At 68.6% G+C, this 24,216-nt stretch carries 22 protein-coding genes; 10 read left to right on the top strand and 12 right to left on the bottom strand.

All coding sequences use genetic code 11. The features are described from left to right. Window positions 1–263: 263 nt before the first annotated feature. Both ACGFIF_RS12710 and ACGFIF_RS12705 read right to left on the bottom strand, forming a co-directional pair. Window positions 264–3,587, bottom strand: coding sequence for a S8 family serine peptidase (locus ACGFIF_RS12710; RefSeq protein ID WP_393154389.1), 3,324 nt, complete (start codon window positions 3,585–3,587; stop codon window positions 264–266). 152 nt (window positions 3,588–3,739) lie between these two features. Continuing rightward, a complete protein-coding gene (locus ACGFIF_RS12705) occupies window positions 3,740–4,450 on the bottom strand; it encodes a transporter substrate-binding domain-containing protein (RefSeq protein WP_393154388.1) in 711 nt (236 codons plus the stop codon). Window positions 4,451–4,582: 132 nt separating this feature from the next. On the opposite strand from ACGFIF_RS12705, the gene ACGFIF_RS12700 reads away from it, so the two are divergent. After that, window positions 4,583–5,854, top strand: coding sequence for a glycoside hydrolase family 18 protein (locus tag ACGFIF_RS12700; protein WP_393154387.1), 1,272 nt, complete (start codon window positions 4,583–4,585; stop codon window positions 5,852–5,854). After that, window positions 5,855–6,490 (top strand): phosphotransferase, encoded by a 636-nt coding sequence (locus ACGFIF_RS12695; protein WP_393154386.1) that lies wholly within the window; start codon window positions 5,855–5,857, stop codon window positions 6,488–6,490. Here the strand turns inward: ACGFIF_RS12695 and ACGFIF_RS12690 are convergent. Then, the gene (locus ACGFIF_RS12690; protein ID WP_393154385.1) at window positions 6,457–7,446 is read right to left on the bottom strand and encodes a helix-turn-helix domain-containing protein; all 990 of its coding nucleotides are present in this window, start codon (window positions 7,444–7,446) and stop codon (window positions 6,457–6,459) included. The genes ACGFIF_RS12695 and ACGFIF_RS12690 overlap by 34 nt on opposite strands. Before the next feature lie 71 nt (window positions 7,447–7,517). On the opposite strand from ACGFIF_RS12690, the gene ACGFIF_RS12685 reads away from it, so the two are divergent. Next, on the top strand, window positions 7,518–7,829 hold the full coding sequence (locus ACGFIF_RS12685) for a cupin domain-containing protein (protein WP_393154384.1): 312 nt from the start codon (window positions 7,518–7,520) through the stop codon (window positions 7,827–7,829). Window positions 7,830–7,831: 2 nt separating this feature from the next. On the opposite strand, the gene ACGFIF_RS12680 is transcribed toward ACGFIF_RS12685, so the two are convergent. Further along, window positions 7,832–8,734: a hypothetical protein gene (locus tag ACGFIF_RS12680; RefSeq protein ID WP_393154383.1), complete on the bottom strand. Its 903-nt coding sequence runs from the start codon at window positions 8,732–8,734 to the stop codon at window positions 7,832–7,834. Between the two features lie 111 nt (window positions 8,735–8,845). Beyond that, a complete protein-coding gene (locus ACGFIF_RS12675; protein ID WP_393154382.1) occupies window positions 8,846–9,832 on the bottom strand; it encodes a pirin family protein in 987 nt (328 codons plus the stop codon). Window positions 9,833–10,165: 333 nt separating this feature from the next. Here ACGFIF_RS12675 and ACGFIF_RS12670 point away from each other — a divergent pair, with 333 nt between their 5' ends. The 5 genes from ACGFIF_RS12670 (at window position 10,166) to ACGFIF_RS12650 (ending at window position 12,875) form a co-directional block, all read left to right on the top strand. Then, on the top strand, window positions 10,166–10,510 hold the full coding sequence (locus ACGFIF_RS12670; protein ID WP_393154381.1) for a hypothetical protein: 345 nt from the start codon (window positions 10,166–10,168) through the stop codon (window positions 10,508–10,510). 66 nt (window positions 10,511–10,576) lie between these two features. Continuing rightward, a complete protein-coding gene (locus ACGFIF_RS12665) occupies window positions 10,577–11,434 on the top strand; it encodes a bifunctional methylenetetrahydrofolate dehydrogenase/methenyltetrahydrofolate cyclohydrolase (protein WP_393154380.1) in 858 nt (285 codons plus the stop codon). Window positions 11,435–11,540: 106 nt separating this feature from the next. Then, window positions 11,541–11,810 (top strand): DUF3017 domain-containing protein, encoded by a 270-nt coding sequence (locus ACGFIF_RS12660; protein WP_393154379.1) that lies wholly within the window; start codon window positions 11,541–11,543, stop codon window positions 11,808–11,810. A gap of 202 nt (window positions 11,811–12,012) precedes the next feature. Further along, window positions 12,013–12,279, top strand: a complete 267-nt coding sequence (locus ACGFIF_RS12655; RefSeq protein WP_393154378.1) for a hypothetical protein — start codon at window positions 12,013–12,015, stop codon at window positions 12,277–12,279. A gap of 167 nt (window positions 12,280–12,446) precedes the next feature. Further along, window positions 12,447–12,875 (top strand): SRPBCC family protein, encoded by a 429-nt coding sequence (locus ACGFIF_RS12650; protein ID WP_393154377.1) that lies wholly within the window; start codon window positions 12,447–12,449, stop codon window positions 12,873–12,875. Between the two features lie 206 nt (window positions 12,876–13,081). Here ACGFIF_RS12650 and purH read toward each other — a convergent pair whose 3' ends face one another. Genes purH through ACGFIF_RS12635 form a run of 3 tightly spaced genes read right to left on the bottom strand, consistent with a single transcriptional unit; the run spans window position 13,082 to window position 16,546 of the window. After that, entirely contained in the window at window positions 13,082–14,641 is a 1,560-nt protein-coding gene (purH, locus tag ACGFIF_RS12645; protein WP_393154376.1) for a bifunctional phosphoribosylaminoimidazolecarboxamide formyltransferase/IMP cyclohydrolase, read from the bottom strand. Beyond that, window positions 14,638–15,270, bottom strand: coding sequence for a phosphoribosylglycinamide formyltransferase (gene purN / locus ACGFIF_RS12640; RefSeq protein WP_393154375.1), 633 nt, complete (start codon window positions 15,268–15,270; stop codon window positions 14,638–14,640). Before purN ends, purH begins: the two co-directional genes overlap by 4 nt. Before the next feature lie 10 nt (window positions 15,271–15,280). Then, the gene (locus ACGFIF_RS12635) at window positions 15,281–16,546 is read right to left on the bottom strand and encodes a DUF6350 family protein (RefSeq protein WP_393154374.1); all 1,266 of its coding nucleotides are present in this window, start codon (window positions 16,544–16,546) and stop codon (window positions 15,281–15,283) included. 185 nt (window positions 16,547–16,731) lie between these two features. On the opposite strand from ACGFIF_RS12635, the gene ACGFIF_RS12630 reads away from it, so the two are divergent. Continuing rightward, on the top strand, window positions 16,732–18,060 hold the full coding sequence (locus ACGFIF_RS12630; protein WP_393154373.1) for a hypothetical protein: 1,329 nt from the start codon (window positions 16,732–16,734) through the stop codon (window positions 18,058–18,060). A gap of 44 nt (window positions 18,061–18,104) precedes the next feature. Here the strand turns inward: ACGFIF_RS12630 and sucD are convergent, their stop codons facing one another. Both sucD and sucC read right to left on the bottom strand, forming a co-directional pair. Beyond that, entirely contained in the window at window positions 18,105–18,995 is an 891-nt protein-coding gene (sucD, locus tag ACGFIF_RS12625) for a succinate--CoA ligase subunit alpha (protein ID WP_393154372.1), read from the bottom strand. A gap of 14 nt (window positions 18,996–19,009) precedes the next feature. Next, window positions 19,010–20,182, bottom strand: coding sequence for an ADP-forming succinate--CoA ligase subunit beta (gene sucC / locus ACGFIF_RS12620; RefSeq protein WP_393154371.1), 1,173 nt, complete (start codon window positions 20,180–20,182; stop codon window positions 19,010–19,012). A gap of 188 nt (window positions 20,183–20,370) precedes the next feature. On the opposite strand from sucC, the gene ACGFIF_RS12615 reads away from it, so the two are divergent. Beyond that, entirely contained in the window at window positions 20,371–22,020 is a 1,650-nt protein-coding gene (locus ACGFIF_RS12615; protein ID WP_393154370.1) for a glycoside hydrolase family 13 protein, read from the top strand. A 222-nt stretch (window positions 22,021–22,242) separates the two neighbouring features. Here the strand turns inward: ACGFIF_RS12615 and ACGFIF_RS12610 are convergent, their stop codons facing one another. Both ACGFIF_RS12610 and ACGFIF_RS12605 read right to left on the bottom strand, forming a co-directional pair. Beyond that, window positions 22,243–23,121: a carbohydrate ABC transporter permease gene (locus ACGFIF_RS12610; RefSeq protein WP_393154369.1), complete on the bottom strand. Its 879-nt coding sequence runs from the start codon at window positions 23,119–23,121 to the stop codon at window positions 22,243–22,245. Continuing rightward, window positions 23,118–24,191: a carbohydrate ABC transporter permease gene (locus ACGFIF_RS12605; protein ID WP_393154368.1), complete on the bottom strand. Its 1,074-nt coding sequence runs from the start codon at window positions 24,189–24,191 to the stop codon at window positions 23,118–23,120. Before ACGFIF_RS12605 ends, ACGFIF_RS12610 begins: the two co-directional genes overlap by 4 nt. Window positions 24,192–24,216: the final 25 nt, after the last annotated feature.

The following is a 24,216-nucleotide window of genomic DNA, read 5'->3' as shown; positions in this document are numbered from 1 at the left end:
CTTGTCCCCGGCGCTCTTAGCGGTAACTGCTGGTTTTGTGTGTCGGTGGTCTGTTGGGCGGCTTGTGCCCCTCCGCCGCCGGTCAGCGACACGGCAAGCACCGCGGCCGTGACGACCGCGGTGCCTGCCAGTGCCTTCTTCCTCAACCCCATCGCTGTTCCTCCCCGAGATTCCGTCGACCCGATCGGGTCTACTCGAGGAGTTTGACGCCGGCGCTCCGGCCGGGGTTGATTGCGGTTTCCTTTCTGCCCTTCAGGGATTCGTCATCGGAGCGGGTAGGAACCGATCACGGTCTGATCGGTGACGTTGCCCTGGGCATCGACCAGGTGAGCCTTCAACGACACGGTCTTCGCGTCCTTCGGGGTGGCGAAGATCGCCTTGTACGTTCCCTTGCCGGTCGGCGCGACCGCGGCTTTCTGCCAGGTCTTGCCGTCGTCACCGGAGACCTGGATCTCCAGCTTCTTGATCCCCGGCAGAGCCTCACCCGCCACCGCGTCGACGACCACCGGCAGCACGGTCACCGGCTTGCGCTCGGCGATGTTGTGGCTGTCCACCTTCGGCTGGTAGCGCAGCCCGAGCATCGGCAGCGACGTCTCCTCGGCCGTCGCGGCCGAGGAGAACGTCCAGCTCAGGTCGGTCCTGGTGCTGAACGTCGAGTACGTCGGCCGGGTCTGCGAGGTCTCCAGCGTGTACGTCGCCTTCTCCGCCGGCAGCCCGGTCGCCTCGATGTACCCGAAGTACGGCGACTCGGCCACGACCTTCCCGTCCCGGATCAGCTTGCTGGACTGGGTGTCCGCGCTACCGAACCCCTTGTTGCCATCGGCATCCGACAGCGAGTACGCGGACAGCAGCAGGTCGTTCTCCAGCCGGACGGCGAGCTCCGGTGTCGCGGTGAAGGCCGCCGCGTTGTACCGCTCCCGGTACGTCTTCCCCGCCTTGTACTCGCGGTCCGGCGAGGCCAGCCGGGAGATCGTGATCGGGAACGGGTCCTCCGGGTCCGGATTCGGCATGATCTCGGAGACGGCCGACTGCCACGTGGCCGGCTTGTCGTCGACCAGCAGTTGCGTGGTGGCCGGGGTGTCGTACGGAATCACGATCGCCCAGGCTCCACCCATGTGCGGCGCTCGGCCGAAGACGGTCCGCTCGGCCTGCCGGTCCGACGTCGCGTTGATGGACTGAGCGACCACGGCCAAATCCTTCGACTTGACGTTCCGGACGAAGCCGGTCGGGTAGACGCCCGGCATCGAGTCGACCTGGCCGTACAGGTACGGCGACTTCGCGACCGATCCGTTCTCGTCCTGCTTCGCCCACTGCGACGCGACATGGCCGGTCATCTGCTCCGGCGGCAGCGACGGTCCCACCTGCGCGGTGTACACGCCGGTGAAGTCGGACAGCAGTGTCGACGAGCCCAGCCCACGAGTTCCGTCCGCAGACGTCCGGTCGTAGCCGAGGTCGCCGAGCGCCAGTGCGGCATCGGCCTTCGGCACGGTGACCTTGACCGGTTTCGCGGTCCGCGCGTCGAGCACCACCGCGGTGTTCTCGGTCAACCGAACGCTCGGCTGGACGAGCGAGTAGACGTCCATCGCCTCGCCACCAGGCCGCTCGACGAACTGGTCACCCTGAACGGCGTACTCACCCTTCGGCAGCCGGAACTTCGCCGTCGCGCCACCGAAGAACGTGAACAGGTCGGTGTCCAGGCCGAAGATCAGTCCGAACGGCAGGGCCGGCTCGCCGTCGGCGCCGATGCTGCTGATGGTGAGGTCGTAGCTCTCCCTCTCCTTGTTCACACCGATCGCCGACTCGACCGTGGTGTCACCGCCGGTCGCGGTGATCCGGCCGGAGTAGGCGCCGTCCGGTCCGCTGTGGTTCGTGTTCGACGTCGCCTGCACCGATGCGGTCCCGCCGGCCGGAACGGTGACCGTGGTCGCGCTGAGCTTGAGCGCGTCCGCCGGAGCGGGCGCTCCGTCCGGACCCTTGAGATCGGTGGTCAGGGTCAGGGTGACCGACTGGTCGCCGAGGTTGCGGTAGGTGACGGTCTTGGTCACCGGGGTGTCGTCGTTGTGCGGCCAGAGCGCCGTACCGAACGACACACTGCCCGGCTCGGTCATCACGGTCTGTTTGATGCCCTTGGCAACGTCGATCCGGCCGGCGCCCTGCTCGAACGCGGTCTGGTCGGCGGCCGGCTTCGCGGACGCCATCAGCGCGCCCTTGAGCTCACCGGCCTTCCAGTTCGGGTGCTCCTGCGCCAGCAGGGCCGCCGCTCCCGCGGTGTGCGGGGTGGCCATCGACGTACCGGACAGCTTCAGGTACTGGTCGCCGACCGGGTCGCCGATGACCGACTTCTTCGCCTTGGCGGCGACGATGTCGACACCGGGCGCGGTGACGTCCGGCTTGACCGCGCCGTCGCCGACCCGCGGGCCACGGCTGGAGAACTCGGCCAGCTTGTCCTGCTTGTCCACCGCACCGACGGTCAGCGCGGCGTCCGCACTACCGGGCGATCCGACCGTGCTCTCCCCCGGGCCGTCGTTTCCGGCCGCGATCACGAAGAGCGTCCCGGTCTGCGCGGTCAGCCGGTTGACGGCCTCCTCGAGCGGGTCCACCTCCGGGGTGTCGGTACCGCCGAGGCTGAGGTTGACGACCTTCGCCTTCACCTCGTTCGCGGCCCACTCCATCCCGCCGAGAATGGCGGACTCAGGGCAGCCGCCCATCTCGCACACCTTGCCGTCGTACAGCTTGGCGTCCGGTGCGACACCTTTGTACTTGCCGCTCGACGCGGCCGCCGTACCGGCGATCGTCGAGGCGACGTGGGTGCCGTGACCGACCAGGTCCTCGTCGGACTCCTCGGTGAAGTTCTTCGCACCGGCGACCTGGCTGGCCAGGTCAGGATGGGACTTGTCGATTCCGGTGTCGAGTACGGCGACCGAGACGCCCTTGCCGGTGTATCCGGCCTGCCAAGCGGCCGGCGCACCGATCTGCGGGACCGACTGGTCGAGGCTGATCTCCCGCTTGCCGTCGAGCCAGATCTTCTCCACGCCGGCCGCGGACCGGGCCGAGGTGACCCCGCTGAGGAAGGTGGCGGCCTTCGCCTTGTCCACCTTCATCGCCGCGCCGTTGACGACGGGGAGCTGGCGGGTCACCGTCGCTCCCGGCGCCGCGGATCGCGGCTGGACTTTCCCTGCATACGTCACCACGACCGGGATGGCCTTGGACGACTTGTCGTCGTACCCGGCCTTGATCAGCCCGGTCACGTCGAACAGCCGGCGGTCCAGGCGGCCGCTGGTGAGCTGGTCCCGTACGTCGGAAGGTACGACGTACAGGTGGTCTTTGGTGCGCTGAGTACTGAAGGTGATGCCGTCACGGCCGGGCCCCGGCTTCACCGAGGCGCGCGCCGGGTCGCCGCCGTGCAGGGTGATCCGGTCGCCGGTGACCAGCGTGACGACCTGGTCGGACGCCTGGGCCCTGCCGGCCTGGGCTTGGACTTGGTTCTGCGGTGGTGATGCCTGAGCCAGGCCGGATAGGCCCACACTCAGGACAGTGATCGCGGCGACGGCCAGGCCGAAGCGACGCGATCGTGGTGTGGATCGCACGATGAGTTCCCTCCCGTTCGGTTGTCCTCACATCAGGCCGACCGGACGCCTCACGCAGCGGAGCCGATCTGCCACTCACCGTTAGATGTCCGGACTAGGCCGAATGGTTGCCGTAAGCCCCTGCCGTGGCAGGAAGCTGCACCGACGGGGAACTAGGCGGGTGGGGCGACGGCGGCGTCGGGCTGGTTCGAGCGGAGGAGGGAGTCGGCGATGAAGCCGGTCGCTTTGAGGTCCTCGACCAGGGTGTGGAGGTAGGCGACGGTGTCGGAGTGGCGGGTCTTGGTGGTGCCTACGGCCTGACGGATCTCCATGAAGCGCTCGTCGATCACCCGGTACTCGGGGTTCTCGGCCACGAACTGGGTGATCGGCTGACGGATCCCGGCGGCGGCCTCGAGCCCCTCGGCCAGGAAGATGTCGACCCCTTCGTCACCCCGGACGATGGTCGCGTGCTGCAGCGTCCGGGTCAGATACAGGTCGTACGCCGAACCGCGCTTCACCCCGACCCGGACCCCGGCCCGATCGACGTCCGCGACCCCGGCCAGGTCCGATTCCCGCCGTACGGCGAAGACGCCTTCGATGATCACGTACGGCGCGGTGAACGCGACCTCGCCGGCACGGGCGGGCTCGATCGCGAGGAAGCAGATGTCGGCCTGTCCGGTCGTCAGCGCCTCGAAGGACTTACGGGCCGCGTCGAAACAGACCAGCTCCAGCGGCACCTCGAGCCGCCGGGCGATCTCCCGTGCGATGTCGACGGTGACACCGGCCGGCTCCTCCGGCGTACCTTGCGCCAGCACCGGATTACCCAGGTTGATGGACGCCCGCAGTACGCCCGACGGCGCCAGATCCGCACGAACACTCGTCATGCCGCGACCTTACTCGTTCGGAACAGGTAGGAAACTTTCCTGACGATCTTTCAGTAGAGTCATTGCTTAAATCATCGGAAGAGCTCTAGAGTCGGCGCCAGTTGTCCCCTCGACCGCCCGAATGGGAGTCAGATGAAGCGTCGGAGTATGGGGTTGCTGGTGGCGGCCGCGACGGTGATGGCGGGGCTCACCGCCGTACCGGCCGAAGCGCACAGCAGCAAGCGAGTGGTGGGGTACTACACCAACTGGAGTGGGTACGACCGGAACTTCCTGGTCAGTGATCTGGTCAAGAACGGGTCGGCCGAGCGGCTGACCCACATCAACTACGCGTTCGGGTTCCTCGACGAGCACGGGACCTGCGTGAGCAGCGATCCGTGGGCCGACTACCAGCGGCCGTTCACCGCCGAGCAGAGTGTCAGCGGCACGGCCGATGCGCCGGGTCAGGCACTGAACGGCAATCTGAACCAGCTCAAGCAACTCAAGAAGAAGTTCCCCAAGCTGCGGATCAGCATCTCGCTGGGCGGGTGGACCGGCTCGAAGTACTTCTCCGACGCGGCCCTCACGCCGGCGTCGCGGGCCGCGCACGTGAAGTCCTGCCTGGACCTGTGGCTGAAGGGCAACATCCCCGGGCTGCCGGCCGGTGCCGCGAAGGGTGTCTTCGACGGGATCGACCTGGACTGGGAATGGCCGGGTAGCGAAGGCGCGCCGGGCAACATCGTCCGGCCGGAGGACAAGCAAAACTTCACCGCGCTGGTCCATGAGTACCGCAAGCAGCTCGACAAGCTGTCCTGGCCGTTCAAGGGCCGCTACAACCTGACCGCGTTCGTACCGGCCGATCCGGTCCAGGTCGACAACGGGTTCGAGGTCTCGAAGGTCTTCAAGGACCTGACGTTCGGTACGACGCAGGGCTACGACTACCACGGCACCTGGGATCTGATCACCAACCAGCAGTCGGCGATCGACGGACCTGCCGGTGACCCGTCGCCGGCCGAGTTCAGCTCACAGGTGACGATCGACGCCTACCTGTCCCGCGGTGCGCCGCGGAACAAGCTGGTGATGGGGGTGCCGTTCTACTCCCGCGGCTGGACCGGCGTGACGAACGAGAATAGCGGCCTGTTCCAACCGGCCACGGGCCCGGCGCCGGCGACGTACGAGGCCGGGTACGAGGACTACCGCCTGCTCAAGGCGAAACTGTCCGGCTTCACCGTCTACCGCGACAACAAGGCTGGTTTCGCCTGGTTGTTCGACGGTACGACGTTTTGGACCTGGGACGACCCGGTCGAGATGAAGCGCAAGGCGCAGTACATCTCGCAGCGCAATCTCGGCGGCGCGATGATCTGGTCACTCGACGGCGACACCCAAAATGGGGAGCTGATCTCGGCGTTGCACCGTAACCTTCGCTGAGTGGACTTGAATGCTCTGGTGGATCGGTTCGGCGCGGGTAGTGCCGAGCCGATCCACCTCGGGAACTCCGCGGCGACCGTCGTACGGCTCCGGCGTCGCTCGGAGCACCTGTTCTACAAGGCCGGCCCGGGTGTCGACGACGAGGCGGACCGGCTCGCCTGGCTCGGCACGACCGGGTTCCCGTGCCCGCGCATCGTTGACCGAGGCAACAACTGGCTGCTGACCACGGAACTGTCCGGCCGCGACACCTCCCAAACCTGGCCGGCCGCTGAGCGACCCGCCGTACTCACCGCGATCGCCGACGGCCTGCGCGCTCTCGACGAGTTGACCGATTGTCCGTTCACCTCGCCGTTCCCGGGCGACGGCGGCGCCGTGACCCACGGCGACTACTGCTGCCCCAACGTCTTCGTCGACCCTTCGACCCTTCGCTTCACCGGCATCCTCGACCTGAGCAGACTCGGCACCGGTGACCGCTACGTCGACCTCGCGCTGATGTACAAGAGCCTCTCCGGCAGCCTCAACCCGCAGTACGGCGGACCGCCCGCGGCCCGCCGTTTCGTCGAGGCGTACGGCGCCGACCCGGACGACCCGCGCATCGCCTCCTACATCGACCTGGACAACTCCGGCGACTTCTGAGCTTCCGGCGACTTCTGAGCGCTCGGCGACTTCTGAGCGCGGAAGGCGCGGCGGTAGGCGCTCGGTGTCGTTCGCAGGGCGGTGTGGAAGCGCCGGCGGAGGTTGGTTGCCGAGGACAACCCGACGCGGGTGGCGATCGTCTCGATCGGGAGGTCGGTGTCTTCCAGCAGGGCCCGGGTTCGGGAGATCCGCTGGGCGAGCAACCACTGGCCGGGAGCGACGCCGAGCTGGTCGGCGAAGCGGCGCGCGAGGGTCCGCGGTGAGACGTTGATGCGGGCCGCCAGGTCGTCGAGCGTGATCGGCTCGCCGAGGTGCTGCGTGGCCCAGTCGAGCAAAGTGCCGAGCGACTCGGTCGGTGGGGATTCGTCCACCCGGTACTGGACCTGACCGCCCTCCCGGTGCGGCGGCATCACCATCCGCCGGGCGATCTGAGCGGCGTACGCGGCGCCGTGGTCGTTGCGGACCAGCTGCAGACACAGGTCGATCCCGGTGCCCGAGCCGGCGCTTGTGGCGACGTCGCCGTGGTCGATGTAGAGCACGTCCGGATCCACCAGTACGGCGGGGAACCGGCGCTGGAGCTCGTCGGCGTACCGCCAATGCGTCGTCGCCCGGCGGCCGTCGAGCAACCCGGTCGCGGCCAACGCGGTCGCGCCCGAGCAGATGCTCACCAGCCGCGCTCCTCGCCGATGCGCCCGTTGCAGTACCCGTACGACGGCCGCCGACGGCTCCCGCTCAATCGGCAGCCAGCCCGGTACGACGATCGTGTCGGCGCGGTCGAGGGCCCGCAGTCCGGACCTCACCAGCATCGAGAAGCCCTCGGTGGTCCGGATCGACCCCGGCCGCTCGGTACACACGCTGAACCGGTACCGGTCGGCGCGGAAGACGGCCGCCGCGCACCCCAGCTCGAAGCTCGCCTGCGGCCCGGTCACCAGCGCGACGACACGATGCGGCTGCATGGCATAAAAGTACCTGACCACGACTATCCAGACACTGTGGGAAAGCCTGTGGACAACTGATGCTGGTGGGTATGCAGACGTTCGAATCGGCCTCGGCCGACACCGCACCCGTCCGTGAACTCTTCCCCGGCATCAGATTGCGGTCACTGTGGTCCGGCCCGGTCGCGCACGCGCACGTGCTGGAGATGGAGCCCGGCACCAGCTGGGAGGGCATCGACGTGCATGAGCCCGGCCCGGAGGAGGTGTACGTCGTCGACGGCGTCTTCAACGACGGGACCCGCGACTACCCGGCCGGCTCGTTCATCCACTGCCCGGCCGGGTCCTCCCACGTCCCACAGACCACCCAGGGCTGCACCCTGTTCCTCTTCTACCCCGAGGGCTGACCTCAGGGCTTCTTGATCTGGACCACGTCGAAGTCGGTGCCGGGCGGCGCCCCCGGGCCGAACGGCGGTGGGAAGCCGAGGTCGAAGCGGCCGTTGACCAGCGCCAGGCGGTCCCCGCTCTTGGCGACCGTGGTCGGGATGCGGAACAGATCGCTGGTGAACGTCTCGGTGATGCGGCCGCTGGTCAGGTCATGGCTCAGCTTGATCTTGACCAGCCGCTCGGAGAAGTTCTCCACCACCCACAGAGTCCTGCCGTCGAGCAGGATGCCGTCCGGCGTACCGGGGGTGATCGTGCCGCCGGTGATCGCGATGGTCCGGCTGGACCCGGTCCGCGGGTTCACCAGGTACAGCTCACCGCGCGACGAGTGCCCGAGAATGAGTGCCTTGCCGTCGCGGGTCGCGTCGATCCCGTTCAGATTGGGGAACTCCCCGACCACAGCCGCGGGCCCACTGAGCGGGATCGTCTGCGGCGTACCGATCCGGCCATGCTTCCCGATCGGGACCTTGTAGATCACCGGACTGAACGTGTCGGTGAAGTACGCCGCGTGCTTGGTCACGGCGACATCGTTGATCAAGGCATCGGACGTGACGTTGAGCGCCAGGTCCTTGATGGTCGCGCCGGTGCGGGTGCTGTAGACGTAGCCATGACCGGTGGGGCCGCCCGCCACCCAGAGCCGTTTGGCGGACCGTTCGACCTTCAGCCCGGCGGCCGAGCGGCCCGGCGGCGCGTCGACGAAGATCGCGCCCTTGCCGGTGCGCAGACTGCCGCGATAGATGTCACCGGTGGTGAGCGACCCGGCGTAGAACGTTGCCTTCGGCCCGGTGGCGATACCTTCCGGCTGGAAGTCGTTCGGCAGCGGGATCGAGGCCGGGAATGGTGCTCCCGCGGCAACAGTCAGTGCCACTGCGGACACGATGAGCGCTAGTTTCCGGAAACGCGACATGATGAACCCCCTGAACCCCGTTTCCCCTTGTTTTGAAGGTAGATCCGGGGTTTCAGGTTGTCCAGGGACTGGCTATTCGGTACTGCGCAGTTCCGTCGGTGCGCCGTGGACGGCCGGGATGCTGCCGAGCTTGCCGGCCTGGAAGTCCTCGAAGGCCTGGATCACCTCGGCGCGGGTGTTCATCACGAACGGGCCGGCCATCGCGACCGGCTCCCGGATCGGGCGCCCGCCGAGGACGAGGACGTCGAGGTTCGGTTCGGCCTGCGGCTGCGTCGTACCGGCCGCCGTACGGATCGTGTCGCCGGGCCCGAAGACGGCGAGCTGGCCCTTGCGGATCGGGCGGTGCTCGGCGCCGACCGTGCCCTGACCGGCCAGGACGTACACGAGCGCGTTGTAGTCCGGCTGCCAGGGCAGCACCAGCTCAGCACCCGGGCTGACCGTCGCGTGCACCAGCGTGATCGGCGTGTGGGTCGAGCCGGGGCCGTCATGACCGTCGACCGTGCCCGCGATCACCCGGATCAGCGCGCCGCCGTCCGCGGTGGACAGTAGCGCTGAGTCGCCGCCGCGGATGTCCTGGTAGCGCGGCGGGGCCCACTTCTGCGCCTTCGGCAGGTTCACCCAGAGCTGGATGCCGTGGAACAGGCCGCCGCTGAGCACGAGGTGCTCCGGCGGGGTTTCGATGTGAAGGAGTCCGCTACCCGCGGTCATCCACTGGGTGTCGCCGTTGGAGATGATGCCGCCACCGCCGTTGGAGTCCTGGTGCTCCATGATCCCGTCGAGCATGTACGTGACGGTCTCGAAGCCGCGGTGCGGGTGCCACGGGGTGCCCTTCGGCTCGCCCGGCGCGTACTCGACCTCGCCCATCTGGTCCATATGGATGAACGGGTCGAGGTCACGCAGGTCGACGCCGGCGAACGCGCGCCGTACCGGGAAACCCTCGCCCTCGTAGCCGCTCGGGGCCGACGTCACCGACCTGACGGCGCGCTCGGTGGCGACGGCCGGATCGGGCTGGTGGACGCGGGGCAGCACGGTGATGTCGCTGACGGTCACGGCGGGCATGGTGGTCTCCTCGCTCGGGGTAGTTCAAGAATAAACTATCTGCCTCAACCGCGGCAAGGGCGGAGTCATTCCCGGTTCCCAGGAACCTCCCAGCAGACATCCAGGGAGGCCGAAGTCCTGCTTGCCATCGTTCCAAGGAGACCAGACAGCCCTCGTGCCTTGTGACAGGAGACGATCCATGCCAACCCTGCTGGACCCGCCGCGCGCCAACTCCGGCGCTCCACGCGTCGACCCACGGTATGTCCGCGCTCCTGGTCGGTACGGCGACGATGCCTTCGGTACCGAGATCTCCTGGTTGTTGCCTGCGGCACTGATCGCGATGGGCGGCGGGGTATGCGTGGCGGTGGGGCTCCTCCCAGCCGCGACACACAGCAACAGGGCGGTGGCGGTGAAGCTCGGAGCAGCAGCGGCCTGACCGATCTGCTCTCCAAGACCACAACCACCTGGGCAGCAGCCGTCAGCGGATCACAGACTGCAGCCTCGCTCGAGCTCTCCACCGGAAAGTCGGTCATCGCCATCGGCGGCTTCAGCGGCGCCGACGATGCGCCAACCCTGGAGCAGTTCAAAGAGTGGGTGGCCGAAGGCACGATCGCCTACGGCGAGATCCAGTCCTGGGTCGAGGCCAACCACACCGCCACCACAGCAGGCAGTAGCACGGTTTACGACCTGACCACCTGAGTCCGTGCACAGACGTCCGGTGGGTACCCGCCGGACGTCTGTCGCGACGTGGCAGACTCATACGTCGTGACGGCGCAGATTCTGGACGGTAAGGCGACGGCGGCGGCGATCAAGGACGAGTTGAAGGTCCGGGTCGCGAAGCTGGCCGAGCAGGGCTTAGTCCCCGGTCTCGGCACCATTCTGGTTGGGGACGACCCGGGCAGCCGGGCGTACGTGGCCGGCAAGCACCGCGACTGCGCGGCGGTCGGCATCGCGTCCCTCCAGGTGGAACTGCCGGCCGAGGCGACCCAGGACGAGATCGCCGCGAAGGTCACCGAACTCAACGAGAACCCGGACTGCACCGGCTTCATCGTCCAGCTCCCGCTGCCCAAGCACGTCGACACGAACGCGATCCTCGGCCTGATCGACCCTGTCAAGGACGCCGACGGCCTGCACCCGGTCAGCCTCGGCAAACTCGTCCTCGGCCAGGACGGCCCACTCCCGTGCACCCCGAAGGGCTGCGTCGAGCTCCTCCGCCGGTACGACGTACCGATCGCCGGAGCACACGTGGTCGTCGTCGGCCGCGGCGTGACCGCGGGTCGGCCGATGGGGCTTCTGTTCACCCGTCGTACCGAGAACGCGACCGTGACCCAGTGCCACACCGGCACGACCGAGCTCGCCGGGGTCGTTCGTACCGGCGACATCGTGATCGCCGCGGCCGGGTCCGCCGGGCTGATCACCGCCGACATGGTCAAGCCAGGCGCCGTCCTGCTGGACGTCGGCACAAGCCGCAACGCCGAAGGCAAGATCGTCGGCGACATCGAGGACGCCGCCCGCGAGAAGGCAGCCTGGATCGCCCCCATGCCCGGCGGCATCGGCCCGATGACGCGCGCCATGCTCCTCACCAACGTCGTAGAGGCAGCCGAAGCGAGCGCCGCCCAGTGACGGTCGCGGCAGCCCCGGGCCACGTGGCCCTGACGCACACGGCGGCTCTGGCCGGGGCGGGCGTGACGCACGCGGCGACTCGGGGCGAAGTGAGCGTGACGTGCTGATGGCGGGAGAGGCACAGCGGCGGAGTGAATGGCCTCTGATCCTGTCACTCCTGGTCGCGGCGACCGGTCTGGTCGTCCTCACCTTCTACAACTGGCGCAACGGCGTCCTGGTCTTCGCCGGCGCCGTCCTCCTCGCCGGCATCCTCCGCGCCACCCTCACCGACACCGCCGCCGGCCTCCTCCACGTCCGCGGCCGCATGTTCGACACAGCCCTCTTGATCGGCGTAGGCCTAGCCATCGGCGGCCTGGGCCTGATCGTGCCGAACTGACAGGGTCTTTCCCACGCGTGCTACGCGGTCGCTCCTTCGTCGCACCCGCTACGCGCGCTCCCGCCCACCCTTAGTTACGGGCTACCGCCCGTGGTGTCACGGGCTGCCGCCCGTGTGCCACGTGCTCACGTGTTACGAGATGCGTACCCCACCGGGCAATCGTCACCCCATGAGTGTCCCCGGGCTGCCTTACTGTGCGGCCATGGCAGACCAGGCAGAACGCGGACACATCGCCGCGGCCGGCAATACCGTCGTACCAGCCCTCCTTGCCCTGGAAGCCGCCGGCTACCGGGTGAGCAAGCTGGGCGAGCTTCTCGAGGCGACCTCGCCCGATGGCAGCAGCTACGTGGCTGACGACCCCGTGACTCTGCTCGGCCTGATCAAGCTCGTCGAGCTTCGAAGCTGGACCTGGCATGCCACCGACGCGGAGATCGACTCCGTCCTGACCCGCTTCGGTTGGATGCACTGAGTACCTCGATCCGGCCTCGCCGGGACGCGCGGCGGGTGGCGGAGCTCTCTGAGGAGTCGTGGAGCGTCGGCCCTCGGTTCCGCGGGCGAGCGGCTCAGTCATTACGTCGTCGGTGGTCGGCGTCCGAGTGGGCTCAGTCTCGCGGGGTGCCGTCGTACACTCAGCGCATGGCCGGCCTGCAGCACACCGTCGCCATCGCGGCCTTGCCCGCGCGGGTCTGGGCGGTGGTTGTCGATGTCGAGCGTTGGCCCGAGCGGATCCCGACGGTCGACTCCGTGGAGCGTCTCGACGCCGGACCGTTGGCCGTCGGCTCCCGAACCCGGTTGCAGCAGCCCCGGCTGCCCACTGCGGTGTGGACGGTCACCGAGCTGGCCGAGGGGTCGTCGTACACCTGGCAGTCGAAGTCGCCCGGCGTGACCGTCACCGCCGCGCACGTCGTCGAGCCGCATCCCGACGGGAGCCGGCTCACCCTCGCCCTGACCGTGTCCGGCCCGCTGTCCGGGATCGGCTGGCTGATGACGCGGTCACTGACCAAGCAGTACGTCGAGACGGAGGCCGCCTCGATCAAGAAGGCTGCCGAGGCCTCGACCACGTAGACAACTAGTGGCGCGAACTCGAAGCTGTTGGACGGCTGGCGTTCGCGAGGATCTGTCCGGCTGTCTTGGTCACCAGACGAGGGGTCGTTTGCTGGCGCGCGACGCGGGAGTCGCGGAGGGCGGCAGCCCGCAAACAAACTCAAGGGCGGGAGCGCGCGTAGCGGCCGCGACGAAGGAGCGACCGCGTAGCACGCGTGGGAAAGAACTCAGTGGAAGAAGTGCCGAGTCCCCGTGAAATACATGGTGATGCCGGCCTTCTCCGCGGCCTCGATGGCGGCCTCGTCGCGGATGGAGCCGCCGGGCTGGACGACTGCCTTGACGCCGCCTTCGATGAGGACCTCCAGCCCGTCTGGGAACGGGAAGAAGGCGTCCGAGGCGGCGACCGAGCCGACGGCACGTTCGCCGGCGCGGGAGACGGCGAGGCGGCAGGAGTCGACGCGGTTGACCTGGCCCATGCCGACGCCGACCGAGGCGCCGCCGGAGGCGAGGAGGATGGCGTTGGACTTGACCGCCCGGCAGGCCTTCCAGGCGAAGGCGAGGTCGGCTAGGACCTCGGGAGTTGCCGGGGCGCCGGCCGCGAGCTTCCATGCGGACGGGTCGTCGCCCTCAGCCTGGAACCGGTCGGTGTGCTGCAGCAGCAGACCGCCGCTGACGGCCCGCATCTCGACCTTCTCCGCAGCGGAGAGGGCCGGCGCGACGAGGAGCCGGATGTTCTTCTTTCCTTGCAGAATCTCGACGGCACCGTCGTCGAAGGCCGGTGCGACCAGCACCTCGGTGAAGATCTCCGCGACCTGCTTGGCCATGTCCACCGACACGGGGGCGTTCGTCGCGATCACACCGCCGTACGCCGACACCGGGTCGCACTCGTGGGCGCGGCGGTGGGCCTCGGCGATGTCCTTGCCGACCGCGATGCCGCACGGGTTAGCGTGCTTGATGATGGCGACCGCCGGCTCGGTGAAGTCGTACGCAGTACGTCGGGCCGCATCGGCGTCGACGTAGTTGTTGTACGACATCTCCTTGCCGTGCAACTGCTCCGCGGCCGCCAGGCCACCCCGGCCGTTCACATACAGAGCGGCCGGCTGGTGCGGGTTCTCGCCGTACCGGAGCACGGCGGACTTGTCCCAGGTCGCTCCGACCCAGGCCGGGAAGCCGGAGCCTTCCGACGTGTCGGTGAGCACGCTGCCCATCCAGGAGGCGACGGCGACGTCGTACGACGCCGTGTGCACGAAGGCGTCGACGGCCAGCCGCTGCCGCTGCTCCGCAGAGAAGCCGCCCTCCGCCAGCGCAGCCAAAACCTCGCCATACCGCGACGGCGAGACCACGACCGCGACGTTGGCGTGGTTCTTGGCGGCGCCGCGGACCATCGACGGCCCGCCGATGTCGATCTGCTCGATGCACTCGTCCACCGACGCGCCGGACGCGACCGTCTCGGTGAACGGGTAGAGGTTGCTCACCAGCAGGTCGAACGGCTCCACCCGCATCTCGGCGAGCTGCTCGACATGCTCGGGTTTGCGGACGTCGGCCAGCAGACCGGCGTGCACCATCGGGTGCAGCGTCTTGACCCGGCCGTCCAGGCACTCGGGGAACCCGGTCAGTTCCTCGACCTTGGTCACCGGTACACCGGCCGCCGCGATCCGGGCCGCGGTGGAGCCGGTCGACACCAGCTGCACGCCGGCCGCGGAGAGGGCCTTCGCGAGCTCCTCCAGACCGGTCTTGTCGTAGACGCTGATCAGCGCCCGGCGAATCGGCCTGCGGTCGGTGCTCACTTCAGTCGAACCTTTCGTCCGGTGATGGTCCAGCCCTCGCGGACCAGCCGGCCGACCCACTCCACCAGCTGGCGGCGTTCGACCTCCTTGATCCGTTCGGTCAGGGCTTCTTCGGTGTCGTCGTCCTGCACGGGTACGACGACCTGGGCGATGATCGGCCCGGTGTCGACGCCGCCGTCGACGAAGAACAGGGTCGCGCCGGCCACCTTGACGCCGTACTCGAGCGCGTCCCGCGGCCCGTGGATGCCGGGGAAGGCCGGCAGCAGCGCGTTGTGGGTGTTGATGTACCGGTCACCGAACGCGGCCAGGAAATCCTCGCCGACCAGCTTCAGGAAGCCCGCGGAGACGACCAGGTCCGGCTTGTACTCGGACACCGACGCGGTCAGCGCGCGATCCCAGTCGGTCCGCTCGGCGTAGTCCTTGACCTTGTGCACGAAGCTCGGCACCCCGGCCTCGGCGGCCCGGTCCAGCCCCGCGACACCGTCGCGATCGGCACCGACGGCGACGACCTGAGCGCCGTACGCCGGATCGGCGCAGGCGTCCAGCAGGGCCTGCAGGTTCGACCCCGACCCCGAGATGAGCACGACGAGGCGCGCAGGATCGGGGGTCGGCGCAACCGGGTCTGTCACGCGCCGAAGCTTATCGCCCGGCGTCCGCCTCGCCGTCAGCCGGTCGGCGGGAGGCGATGACCGCCGCCGTGATCGCGGCGCCGATGGCCATCCCGGCAGCCAGTACGCCGGCCGCCGGCAGCGCGGCCGGGATCCCCACGGCCGACATCCGCCCGGACCCGGCAGAACCACCCGACAACGCCATGAGCACGTAGAGCATCACTCCGGCGACCAGAGCCGCCATACCGCCCCGCAGCGCGAACGCGTCCCACCCCAGCGCATCGGAGTCCTCGTCCGCCAGCCCACGCCGGGCCACCACGAGTCCAGCGACCGCACCGGCGAGCAACGGCACCGCAGCGGTCAGCACCAGCAGGTACGTCGGTGTAGCCCCATCAGCAGGTACGGCGGCCAGCAGCGGAAGCGCCGGCAGATTACCCACGTCCACACCGGTCGGTGCGATCGTCGTACCCACTCCCAGCTGGAATCCGGGCCCGGCGAGGAACGAGACGACGTACAGGACCATGTTCGGGATCAGCATCAGGCAGATCGCGAAGAGCACCACCGACCCGACCACACCGGCGTCCAGGAGCTCCAGCATCCCGGTGACGCGGGAGAAGTGGATCGCCAGCAGTACGCCGTACAGCAGCGAAGCGATCGCGATCACCGTGAGTACTGCGGCAGCCGCAGCCGGCACGGCGTCGCGCAGGCCGGTGGGAGTCGCATCGGCGATGTCCTGGGCCGCCCCCGACTCGACCAGTACGCCGATGGTCCCTGCGACCAGGGCCAGTGAGGCGGCGCCGAAGAAGGCGGACAGCGGAGACACCCGGAGCGAGCCGTCGGCCGTGAGCAGGGCGATGATCAGCGCGCCCAGGCCGTAGACGAGGGCGAACGTGCCGGACAGCACGATGAGGTCCTTGGTCCGGTCCGCCCCGCTGGAGCGGGCGGCGGACTTCCCGCCGCGGTACAGGCACCAGCCCAGGAACAGGGTCAGTCCGAGGGGCGCGATCGTGATCGCACCACTGCCGAGCGTCACACCGGCCTTGTGGGCGACCAGCCAGGCCGATGCGCCTGCGCGGATGGCTCCGGACGCTCCGCCGAAGGTCGCGGCCAGCCAGCCGATGACGGCGACCGCGGCGCAGGTGAGCAGACCGGCGAGCAGGCACGCGCCCGCGGAGATCACAGCCGACAGAACCACCGGCTTGGTCGGGGCGGCGACCGCAGCATCCGCCGGGGCGGGCCCGGGCGCCTGGTGTGGTCCGCCGTCACGGGCGCCCGGACGGCTCAGCATGTCGGTCATCTGGCTCCCATCGTCCCCCGCGCTGGGGGACCACTCGTTCTGACACGCCGGATATGGAAGACTTCGCCCCGCTTGTTCACGCTCAGTTGGCGGGTGGACACCTGCCGGTGTCCGCGATCCGGCTGAGTGGGGACGACCAGGGACCACCGGGTACTGTCGGGTGGAATCAGTCAGGAGGTCGAGCTTTGGCCGGTTCCCACCGCGCACCCCGCGGCGGCGGTCGCGCCGCTGCACGGGAGGCACGCCGGCAGAAGGCGCGCAAGCGGAACCAGACGATCGCCGCCGGAGTCGCAGTCGTCGTGCTGGTCGGTGGCGGCGGTGTCGCCGCCCTGAACGCCTTCGGCGGCGACGAGACGCCCGGCGCGAACTCCGGTGCCACCGACGACAAGTCGGCCGACACGAACATGCTGGGCGACGCCAAGGTCCTGCTCGACGCCGCCACGGCCAAGCCGCTCGGCGCGACCGGCGCCTGGGCGATCACCAAGACCGCCGACGGCAGCAGCGCCCCGGAGCGCTCGTTCGTCTGCCAGTCCCAGCGGTTCGCCGACCCGGCCGGCCAGCGCACCTGGGTCCGCACCTTCCAGAACTCGGCCACCAAGGACACCGCGGTCCAGTACGTCGAGGTGTCCAACGACAAGGCCGCCGCGGCCAAGGCCTACACCTCGATCGTCGGCTGGCTGAGCGCCTGCTCCACGCCTCAGGTACGGCTGGCCTCCAGCTACGTCACCACCGGCGTCGGCGAGCGCGGCGTGCTGGCGGTCTTCGGCCAGCCCACCGGCGGCAAGACGAAGTACAAGAGCGTCGCCGTCGCGGTCGCCGGCCAGGCCACCATGGTGCTCGAACACGACACCATCGCCGGTACGCCGCCCAAGCCTGAGCCGGTGCTGGCCGCGGCGACAGCCGGCCTGAAGCGGATCTGTGCCCAGACCGGCGGCTGCGGCACCGGGGCACCGCTGGCCAAACCCGGTCTGCTGCCGACCACCGAGGCGCCTGGGTTCATGGCGCCGGTCGACCTGCCGGTGCTGAGCGGTATCGACAAGCCGTGGGTGAGCAGCGGGGGCACCAAGACCGGCAGCGGCACCGGCTGCGAGAAGATCAACCTGAAGACCGCCAAGGCGACGAAGTCCAGCACGCTGACCTACGTGACGCCGGAGGCGAAGGTACCGACCGAGTTCGGCCTGGACGACATGGTGGCGGATTTCGCGTCCACGGCCGCCGCGACCAGCTTCGTCACCCAGGTCCGCAAGAACGTCGACGGCTGTGAGAAGAGCGTCTCGAACGCGAAGGTGGAGTCGACCGGGAACGTGTCGACCAGCGTGATCAAGGGTGAGAGCTGGCGGGCGTCGTACGACACCGGCGGCGGGAAGACCTTCACCTACCGGATCGGCATCGCCTCGCTCGGGGACAAGGCGGTCTACGTGCTGTTTCCGGTCCTGAAGGGCCTGGACATCTCCGACACCGCGTTCAACGAGACCCTCACCCGCGCCGCGGAACGCTCGGCCACGTACAAGTAGAAAACGGCCCCGGGAATGTCCCGGGGCCGTTCTCGCACCACTGCCTACTTGGTCAGGGCCTGCATGATCTCGCGCATCAGGTTCGCGGTCTCGGACGGGGTCTTGCCGACCTTGACACCGACGGCCTCGAGGGCCTCCTGCTTGGCGGCCGCCGTACCGGACGAACCGGACACGATCGCACCGGCGTGACCCATCGTCTTGCCCTCCGGCGCGGTGAACCCGGCCACGTACCCGACGACCGGCTTGGTCACGTTCTCCTTGATGAACGCGGCCGCCCGCTCCTCGGCGTCACCACCGATCTCACCGATCATCACGATCGCGTCGGTGTCCGGGTCGTCCTGGAACGCCCGCAGCGCGTCGATGTGGGTGGTGCCGATGATCGGGTCGCCGCCGATACCGATCGCGGTGGAGAACCCGAAGTCACGCAGCTCGTACATCATCTGGTAGGTCAGCGTGCCCGACTTCGACACCAGCCCGATCCGGCCCTGGCCGGCGATGTCGGCCGGGATGATGCCGGCGTTCGACTCACCCGGCGTGATGATGCCGGGGCAGTTCGGGCCGATGATCCGGGTGGTGCCGGACGCCTGCGCGGCGGCGAAGAACGCGGCCGTGTCGTGCACCGGCACGCCCTCGGTGATCACCACGACCAGCGGCACCGCGGCCTCGATCGCCTCGATGACGGCGTCCTTGGTGAACTTCGGCGGCACGAAGATGACCGAGACGTTCGCCCCGGTCTCCTTGACGGCGTCCGCGACGGTCCCGAAGACCGGCACTGCCTTGCCGTCGAAATCCTGGCTCTGGCCGGCCTTGCGCGGGTTCACGCCGCCGACGATGTTGGTGCCCGAGGCAAGCATCCGGGTGGTGTGCTTGGTGCCTTCCGAGCCGGTCATGCCCTGGACGATGACCTTGCTGTCCTTGGTCAGGAAGATAGACATTGTTCAGCGATCCCTTACTTCGCAGCCAGCTCGGCGGCCCGCTTGGCGGCGCCGTCCATGGTGTCGACCCGCTCCAGACCGGCCAGACCGGCCTCGTCGAGGATGCGGCGGCCCTCCTCGGCGTTGTTGCCGTCCAGCCGGACGACCAGCGGCTTGGTGACGTGCTCGTCCCGGCTCGCCAGCAGTTCGAACGCCTGCACGATGCCGTTGGCGACCGCATCACAGGCGGTGATGCCGCCGAAGACGTTGACGAAGACGCTCTCCACCTGGGCGTCGGAGATGATGATCTCCAGCCCGTTGGCCATCACCTCGGCCGACGCGCCGCCACCGATGTCGAGGAAGTTCGCCGGCTTCACGCCGCCGAACTCCTCACCGGCGTACGCGACGACGTCGAGCGTGGACATGACCAGCCCGGCGCCGTTGCCGATGATGCCGACCGAGCCGTCCAGCTTCACGTAGTTCAGGCCCTTGGCCTTGGCCGCCGCCTCCAGCGGGTCGTCCGCGGACGCGTCCTCGAACTCGGCGTGCTCCGGGTGCCGGAAGTCCGCGTTCTCGTCCAGCGTGACCTTGCCGTCCAGCGCCTCGACGTTGCCGTCCGCGAGCTTGACCAGCGGGTTCACCTCGACCAGCGACGCGTCCTCGCTGATGAACACCTCGTACAGCTTGACGATCTCCGGCGCGACCGCGTCCAGGATGTCGTCCGGGTACTTCGCCGCCTGCGCGATCTCCCGGGCCTTGGCCAGGTCCACCCCGGCGGCCGGATCGATCGAGATCTTCGCCACCGCCTCGGGGTTGGTGTGCGCGACCTCCTCGATCTCCATACCGCCGGCCGCCGACGCGATGCACAGGTAGTTCCGGTTCGCCCGGTCGATCAGGAAGGAGAAGTAGTACTCCTCCGCGATCGCCGCGGCCGGGACGATGTTCAGCGTCTTGACGATGTGGCCCTTGATGTCCAGACCGAGGATCTCGCGGGCCTTCTCCTCCGCCTCGTCGGGCGAGGAGGCCAGCTTCACGCCACCGGCCTTACCGCGGCCGCCGGTCTTCACCTGGGCCTTCACCACCACCCGGCCGCCGATCTTCTCGGCCGCCGCGCGGGCTTCTTCCGGAGTAGTGACGACCTCACCCACGGTCGTCCGCACTCCATGCTTGGCGAAGACAGACTTCGCCTGGTATTCCATCAAGTCCACGACTGTGGTCCCTCTCTCGCACCTGTTCGAGTAGGCCGCGGCAGGCGGGCTGTTCCCGATGGAGGGCACGGTCGCCGGCGCGTTCCGTCGGCCTGAGACTAGCCACCCCGGTGTCCTCCGCAACAGCCGGGGTGCACGCTGAGACGACCGTCACAGCCGTCTTGCGCGTCCGTGAAAGGCTGAGCGCCATGACCTCTGCAGCGACCAGACCAGCTGACGACTGGTGGCGTAGCGCCGTCGTCTACCAGGTGTACCCCCGATCCTTCGCCGACGCCAACGGGGACGGCACCGGTGACGTGAACGGCATCCGGGCCCGGCTGCCCTACCTCGCCGATCTCGGCATCGACGCGATCTGGATCAGCCCGTGGTACCCGTCCCCGCTTCTCGACGGCGGGTACGACGTGTCCGACTACCGGGACATCAACCCCGACTTCGGCACCCTGGCGGACGCCGACGCGCTGATCGCCGAGGCGCACGCGCTCGGGATCCGGATCCTGATCGATCTGGTCCCGAACCACTGCTCCTGGGACCACCCGTGGTTCAAGGCCGCGCTGGAGGCCGGTAAGGGCTCTCCGGAACGCGACCTGTTCTGGTTCCGCGACGGCAAGGGCTCAGACGGTTCGGAGCCGCCGACGAACTGGCCGGCCGCCTTCGGCGGACAGGCGTGGACCCGGATCGACGACGGGCAGTGGTACCTGCACCTGTTCGACGTCAGCCAGCCGGACTGGAACTGGGACCACCCGAAGGTGGTCGAGGAGTTCGACTCGATCCTGCGCTTCTGGTTCGACCGCGGCGTCGACGGGTTCCGCATCGACGTGGCCGACTCGATGGCGAAGGACCCGACGCTGCCCGACGTGATCCCGGCCCCGAACGGCGAGGTCACCCGGGACAAGTACGCCGGGCACCCGACGTACGACCAGCCCGCGGTGCACGACATCCACCAGCGCTGGCGCCGGATCGCCGACGAGTACGCCGCGACACCGCTCGGCCCGCGGGTGTTCGTCGCCGAGGCCTGGCTGTCCCCGGCCGACCGGCTCGCGCAGTACGTCCGGCCGAACGAGCTGCACTCGGCGTTCAACTTCGACGCGCTCCAGTGCCCGTGGGACGCCACAGAGTTGCGGGAGGTGATCGACCACACCACCGAACACTTCTGGGCGGTCGGCGCACCAGCCACCTGGGTGCTGAGCAATCACGACACGATCCGGCACCGCTCCCGCTACGGTCGCAACCAGAAGGACGCGTCGATGCCCGCCGGCACAGTGCCGACCGACCTGAAGCTCGGCCGGCGCCGGGCCCGCGCGGCGGCGTTGCTCGAGCTGGCGCTGCCTGGTGGGGCGTACATCTACCAAGGTGACGAGCTCGGCCTGCCCGAGGTCGAGGACCTGCCGGAGGAAGTCCTGGACGACCCGACGTGGGAGCGCTCCGGTCACACCGTCCGCGGCCGCGACGGCTGCCGGGTACCCATCCCGTGGTCCGGCACCGAGCCGCCCTTCGGCTTCGGCACCGGCGCCGGCCAGCCGTGGCTACCTCAGCCGGCCGACTGGGCCTCGCTGACCGCAGAGGCCCAGGCCTCCGACCCGGACAGCCACCTCAACCTCTACAAGGCCGCCCTCCGCGTCCGCCGCTCCACCGAGGCCCTCGGCGAAGGCCACCTGGTCTGGGACGAGGACACCCCCGCCGGCGTCCTGTCCTTCACCCGCTCTCCCAACTTCCGCTGCCTCACCAACCTCAGCGACACCCCCATCCCGCTCCCCACCCACACCCAGGTCCTCCTCGCCAGCGAGCCCCTGACCAACAACCAACTCCCCACCGACGCCACTGCCTGGCTCGAGGTCTGACCAAGCCCTGCGCAAAGAGCAAAGGCCGGAGCCGCCTGAGCGACTCCGGCCTATCTGTCTGCTAACGGAAGCGGGCGCGATCCTCGCGGTCCCGCCGGTCCCGTTCCTCTCGTTCCCATCGGTCCCGGTCCTCGCGATCGCGTCGATCACGCTCTTCGCGGTCCCGCCGCGCCCGGTCGTCCCGGTCGCGGCGGTCCCGATCCGCCCGGTTGCGGAACAAACTCACTTCACGCCACCTGCCGTGAGGCCGGCGACGATACGACGCTGGAACAGCAGTACGGCGATCACCAGCGGGATGGTGACGACCACGCCGGCGGCCATCTGGCTGCCGAACGGTTGGTCGCGGCCCGAGGCGCCGGTGAACTGCGAGATCACCACGTTGGCGGTCTGGTACTCCTTCTTGTTCACCATGCTCAGCGCGATCAGGAACTCGTTCCAGGCCGCGATGAAGGTGATGATCGCGGTGGTGAACACACCCGGTGCGGCCAGCGGGAGGATCACCTTGCGGAACGCCTGGGCCGGCGTACAGCCGTCCACCATCGCGGCCTGTTCGAGCTCTCGTGGCATCTGCCGGAAGAACGCGGTCAGGAGCCACACCGCCAGGGGCAGTGCGAACGACAGGCTGGGCACGATCATCGCCTGGTAGGTGTTGATCCACTCGATGTCGCTGAACAGCTTCTTCAGCGGGATGACCAGTGAGATCCCCGGGAACATCGAGGTGACGATGATGATCGCCAGCACGAAGTTCTTGCCCCGGAACTCCAGCCGGGCCAGGGTGTAGGCCGCCACCATGCCGATGAGCAGCGTCAGGATCGTCACCGTGCCGGCCACGATCAGGCTGTTCAGCAGACCACGCTGGAACCCGGTGCCGGGCTTGAACACGTCTTGGAAGTTGGCCAGCGAAATGGGCGACGGAATGATCGTGTTCTCGAACTGGTCGGCCGGCCGCCGCAGCGACGACACCACCATCCAGAGGAACGGCACCAGGCAGTAGAGCACGATCAGCCCGACACCGATCAGCGGCAGCCAACGCCGGTACCACGGCGCCTCGGCAGCCTTGACGTCGATAGCCCTCGGGGCCTTCTCAGCAATAGCCATCATTCACCTCCTAAGCCGCCACCGGCGGTCAGTCCGGCCACCGGGGCGCCAGAGTCCGCCTGCTTGCCCCGGCCCCGGCCGTTGCCGTTGCCGTTCTTCTTCTTCTTCGCCGTCCGCTGGATGGCGTCGCCGAACACGTCGGCACCCAGCAGCTTGACGAACACGTACGCGACCACAGCGACGTAGATGAACAGCAAGGTCGCGTACGCCGCCGCCGGCCCGTACCGCGTCTGGTTGGCTTCGAGGTACGCCAGGATCGACAGCGTCTCGACCGACTCCTTGTTCGGGCCGACCAGCACGAACGGCAGGTCGAAGATCCGCAGTGTGTCGAGGATGCGGAACAGCACTGCCACCAGCAGCGCCGGCTTCACCAACGGCATCGTGATGTGGATGAACGTCGACCACACCTTGGCGCCGTCGACCTTGGCGGCCTCGTAGACCTCGTCCGGAATCGTCTGCAGGCCCGCGAGCACCAGCAGCCCGATGAACGGCGCGGTCTTCCAGGTGTCGGCGATGATGACCGACAGCACCGACTGCCAGCCCTCGGTGGACCACAGGATCTGGGTGCCGAGCATCTCATTGGCGATACCGTCGGCCTGGAAGATCCACTTCCACAGCAGCGCGGAGACGACGGTCGGGATCGCCCACGGGACCAGGATGCTGGCCCGCACGATGGCGCGGCCCTTGAACGCCTTGTGCATCACCAGGGCCATCGCGACACCCAAGGTGGTCTCCAGGAGCACACAAGTGACGGTGAAGAACGTGGTGTTGTAGAAAGCGTTCCAGAATCGGTCGCCGGTCTCGCCGGAGAAGATCGCCGTGTAGTTGTCGAGGCCCACGAATTGGGAGCCCTCGACGATGAAGCCCGACTCGTCGATCTGTTGACCGCTCGTGTACAGCGACTCGCGCAACGCCGCGAGGATCGGCAACCCGACGACGAGGATCAGCACGATCATCGTCGGCGACAGCAGCAACGCGGCCAGCCGGCCGGTGCCCTCGTTGAACGAGCTCCGCTTGGGCTTTTTGGTAGTCTCCGGTGTCGGTCGCTCGGCGACCGGGGCGGATGTACTCACCTCTGCCTCCTTCTCTCTGCCCGCC

The sequence above is a fragment of the Kribbella sp. NPDC049174 genome (assembly GCF_043197365.1).
GTDB lineage: Bacteria > Actinomycetota > Actinomycetes > Propionibacteriales > Kribbellaceae > Kribbella.
The sequence above is the reverse complement of the archived record's forward strand: the minus strand, read 5'-3'. Positions and strand labels throughout refer to the sequence as shown.

Bases quoted from the DNA above. Each gene is read 5' to 3' on its own strand.
- ACGFIF_RS12650 (WP_393154377.1), top strand. From the start codon at position 12,447: ATGGCCGGCCTGCAGCACACCGTCGCCATCGCGGCCTTGCCCGCGCGG.
- ACGFIF_RS12670 (WP_393154381.1), top strand. From the start codon at position 10,166: ATGCGTGGCGGTGGGGCTCCTCCCAGCCGCGACACACAGCAACAGGGC.
- ACGFIF_RS12655 (WP_393154378.1), top strand. From the start codon at position 12,013: ATGGCAGACCAGGCAGAACGCGGACACATCGCCGCGGCCGGCAATACC.
- ACGFIF_RS12685 (WP_393154384.1), top strand. From the start codon at position 7,518: ATGCAGACGTTCGAATCGGCCTCGGCCGACACCGCACCCGTCCGTGAA.
- ACGFIF_RS12635 (WP_393154374.1), bottom strand. From the start codon at position 16,546: ATGACCGACATGCTGAGCCGTCCGGGCGCCCGTGACGGCGGACCACAC.
- ACGFIF_RS12705 (WP_393154388.1), bottom strand. From the start codon at position 4,450: ATGACGAGTGTTCGTGCGGATCTGGCGCCGTCGGGCGTACTGCGGGCG.
- ACGFIF_RS12660 (WP_393154379.1), top strand. From the start codon at position 11,541: ATGGCGGGAGAGGCACAGCGGCGGAGTGAATGGCCTCTGATCCTGTCA.
- ACGFIF_RS12690 (WP_393154385.1), bottom strand. From the start codon at position 7,446: ATGCAGCCGCATCGTGTCGTCGCGCTGGTGACCGGGCCGCAGGCGAGC.
- sucD (WP_393154372.1), bottom strand. From the start codon at position 18,995: ATGTCTATCTTCCTGACCAAGGACAGCAAGGTCATCGTCCAGGGCATG.
- ACGFIF_RS12700 (WP_393154387.1), top strand. From the start codon at position 4,583: ATGAAGCGTCGGAGTATGGGGTTGCTGGTGGCGGCCGCGACGGTGATG.
- ACGFIF_RS12610 (WP_393154369.1), bottom strand. From the start codon at position 23,121: ATGATGGCTATTGCTGAGAAGGCCCCGAGGGCTATCGACGTCAAGGCT.
- ACGFIF_RS12615 (WP_393154370.1), top strand. From the start codon at position 20,371: ATGACCTCTGCAGCGACCAGACCAGCTGACGACTGGTGGCGTAGCGCC.
- ACGFIF_RS12675 (WP_393154382.1), bottom strand. From the start codon at position 9,832: ATGCCCGCCGTGACCGTCAGCGACATCACCGTGCTGCCCCGCGTCCAC.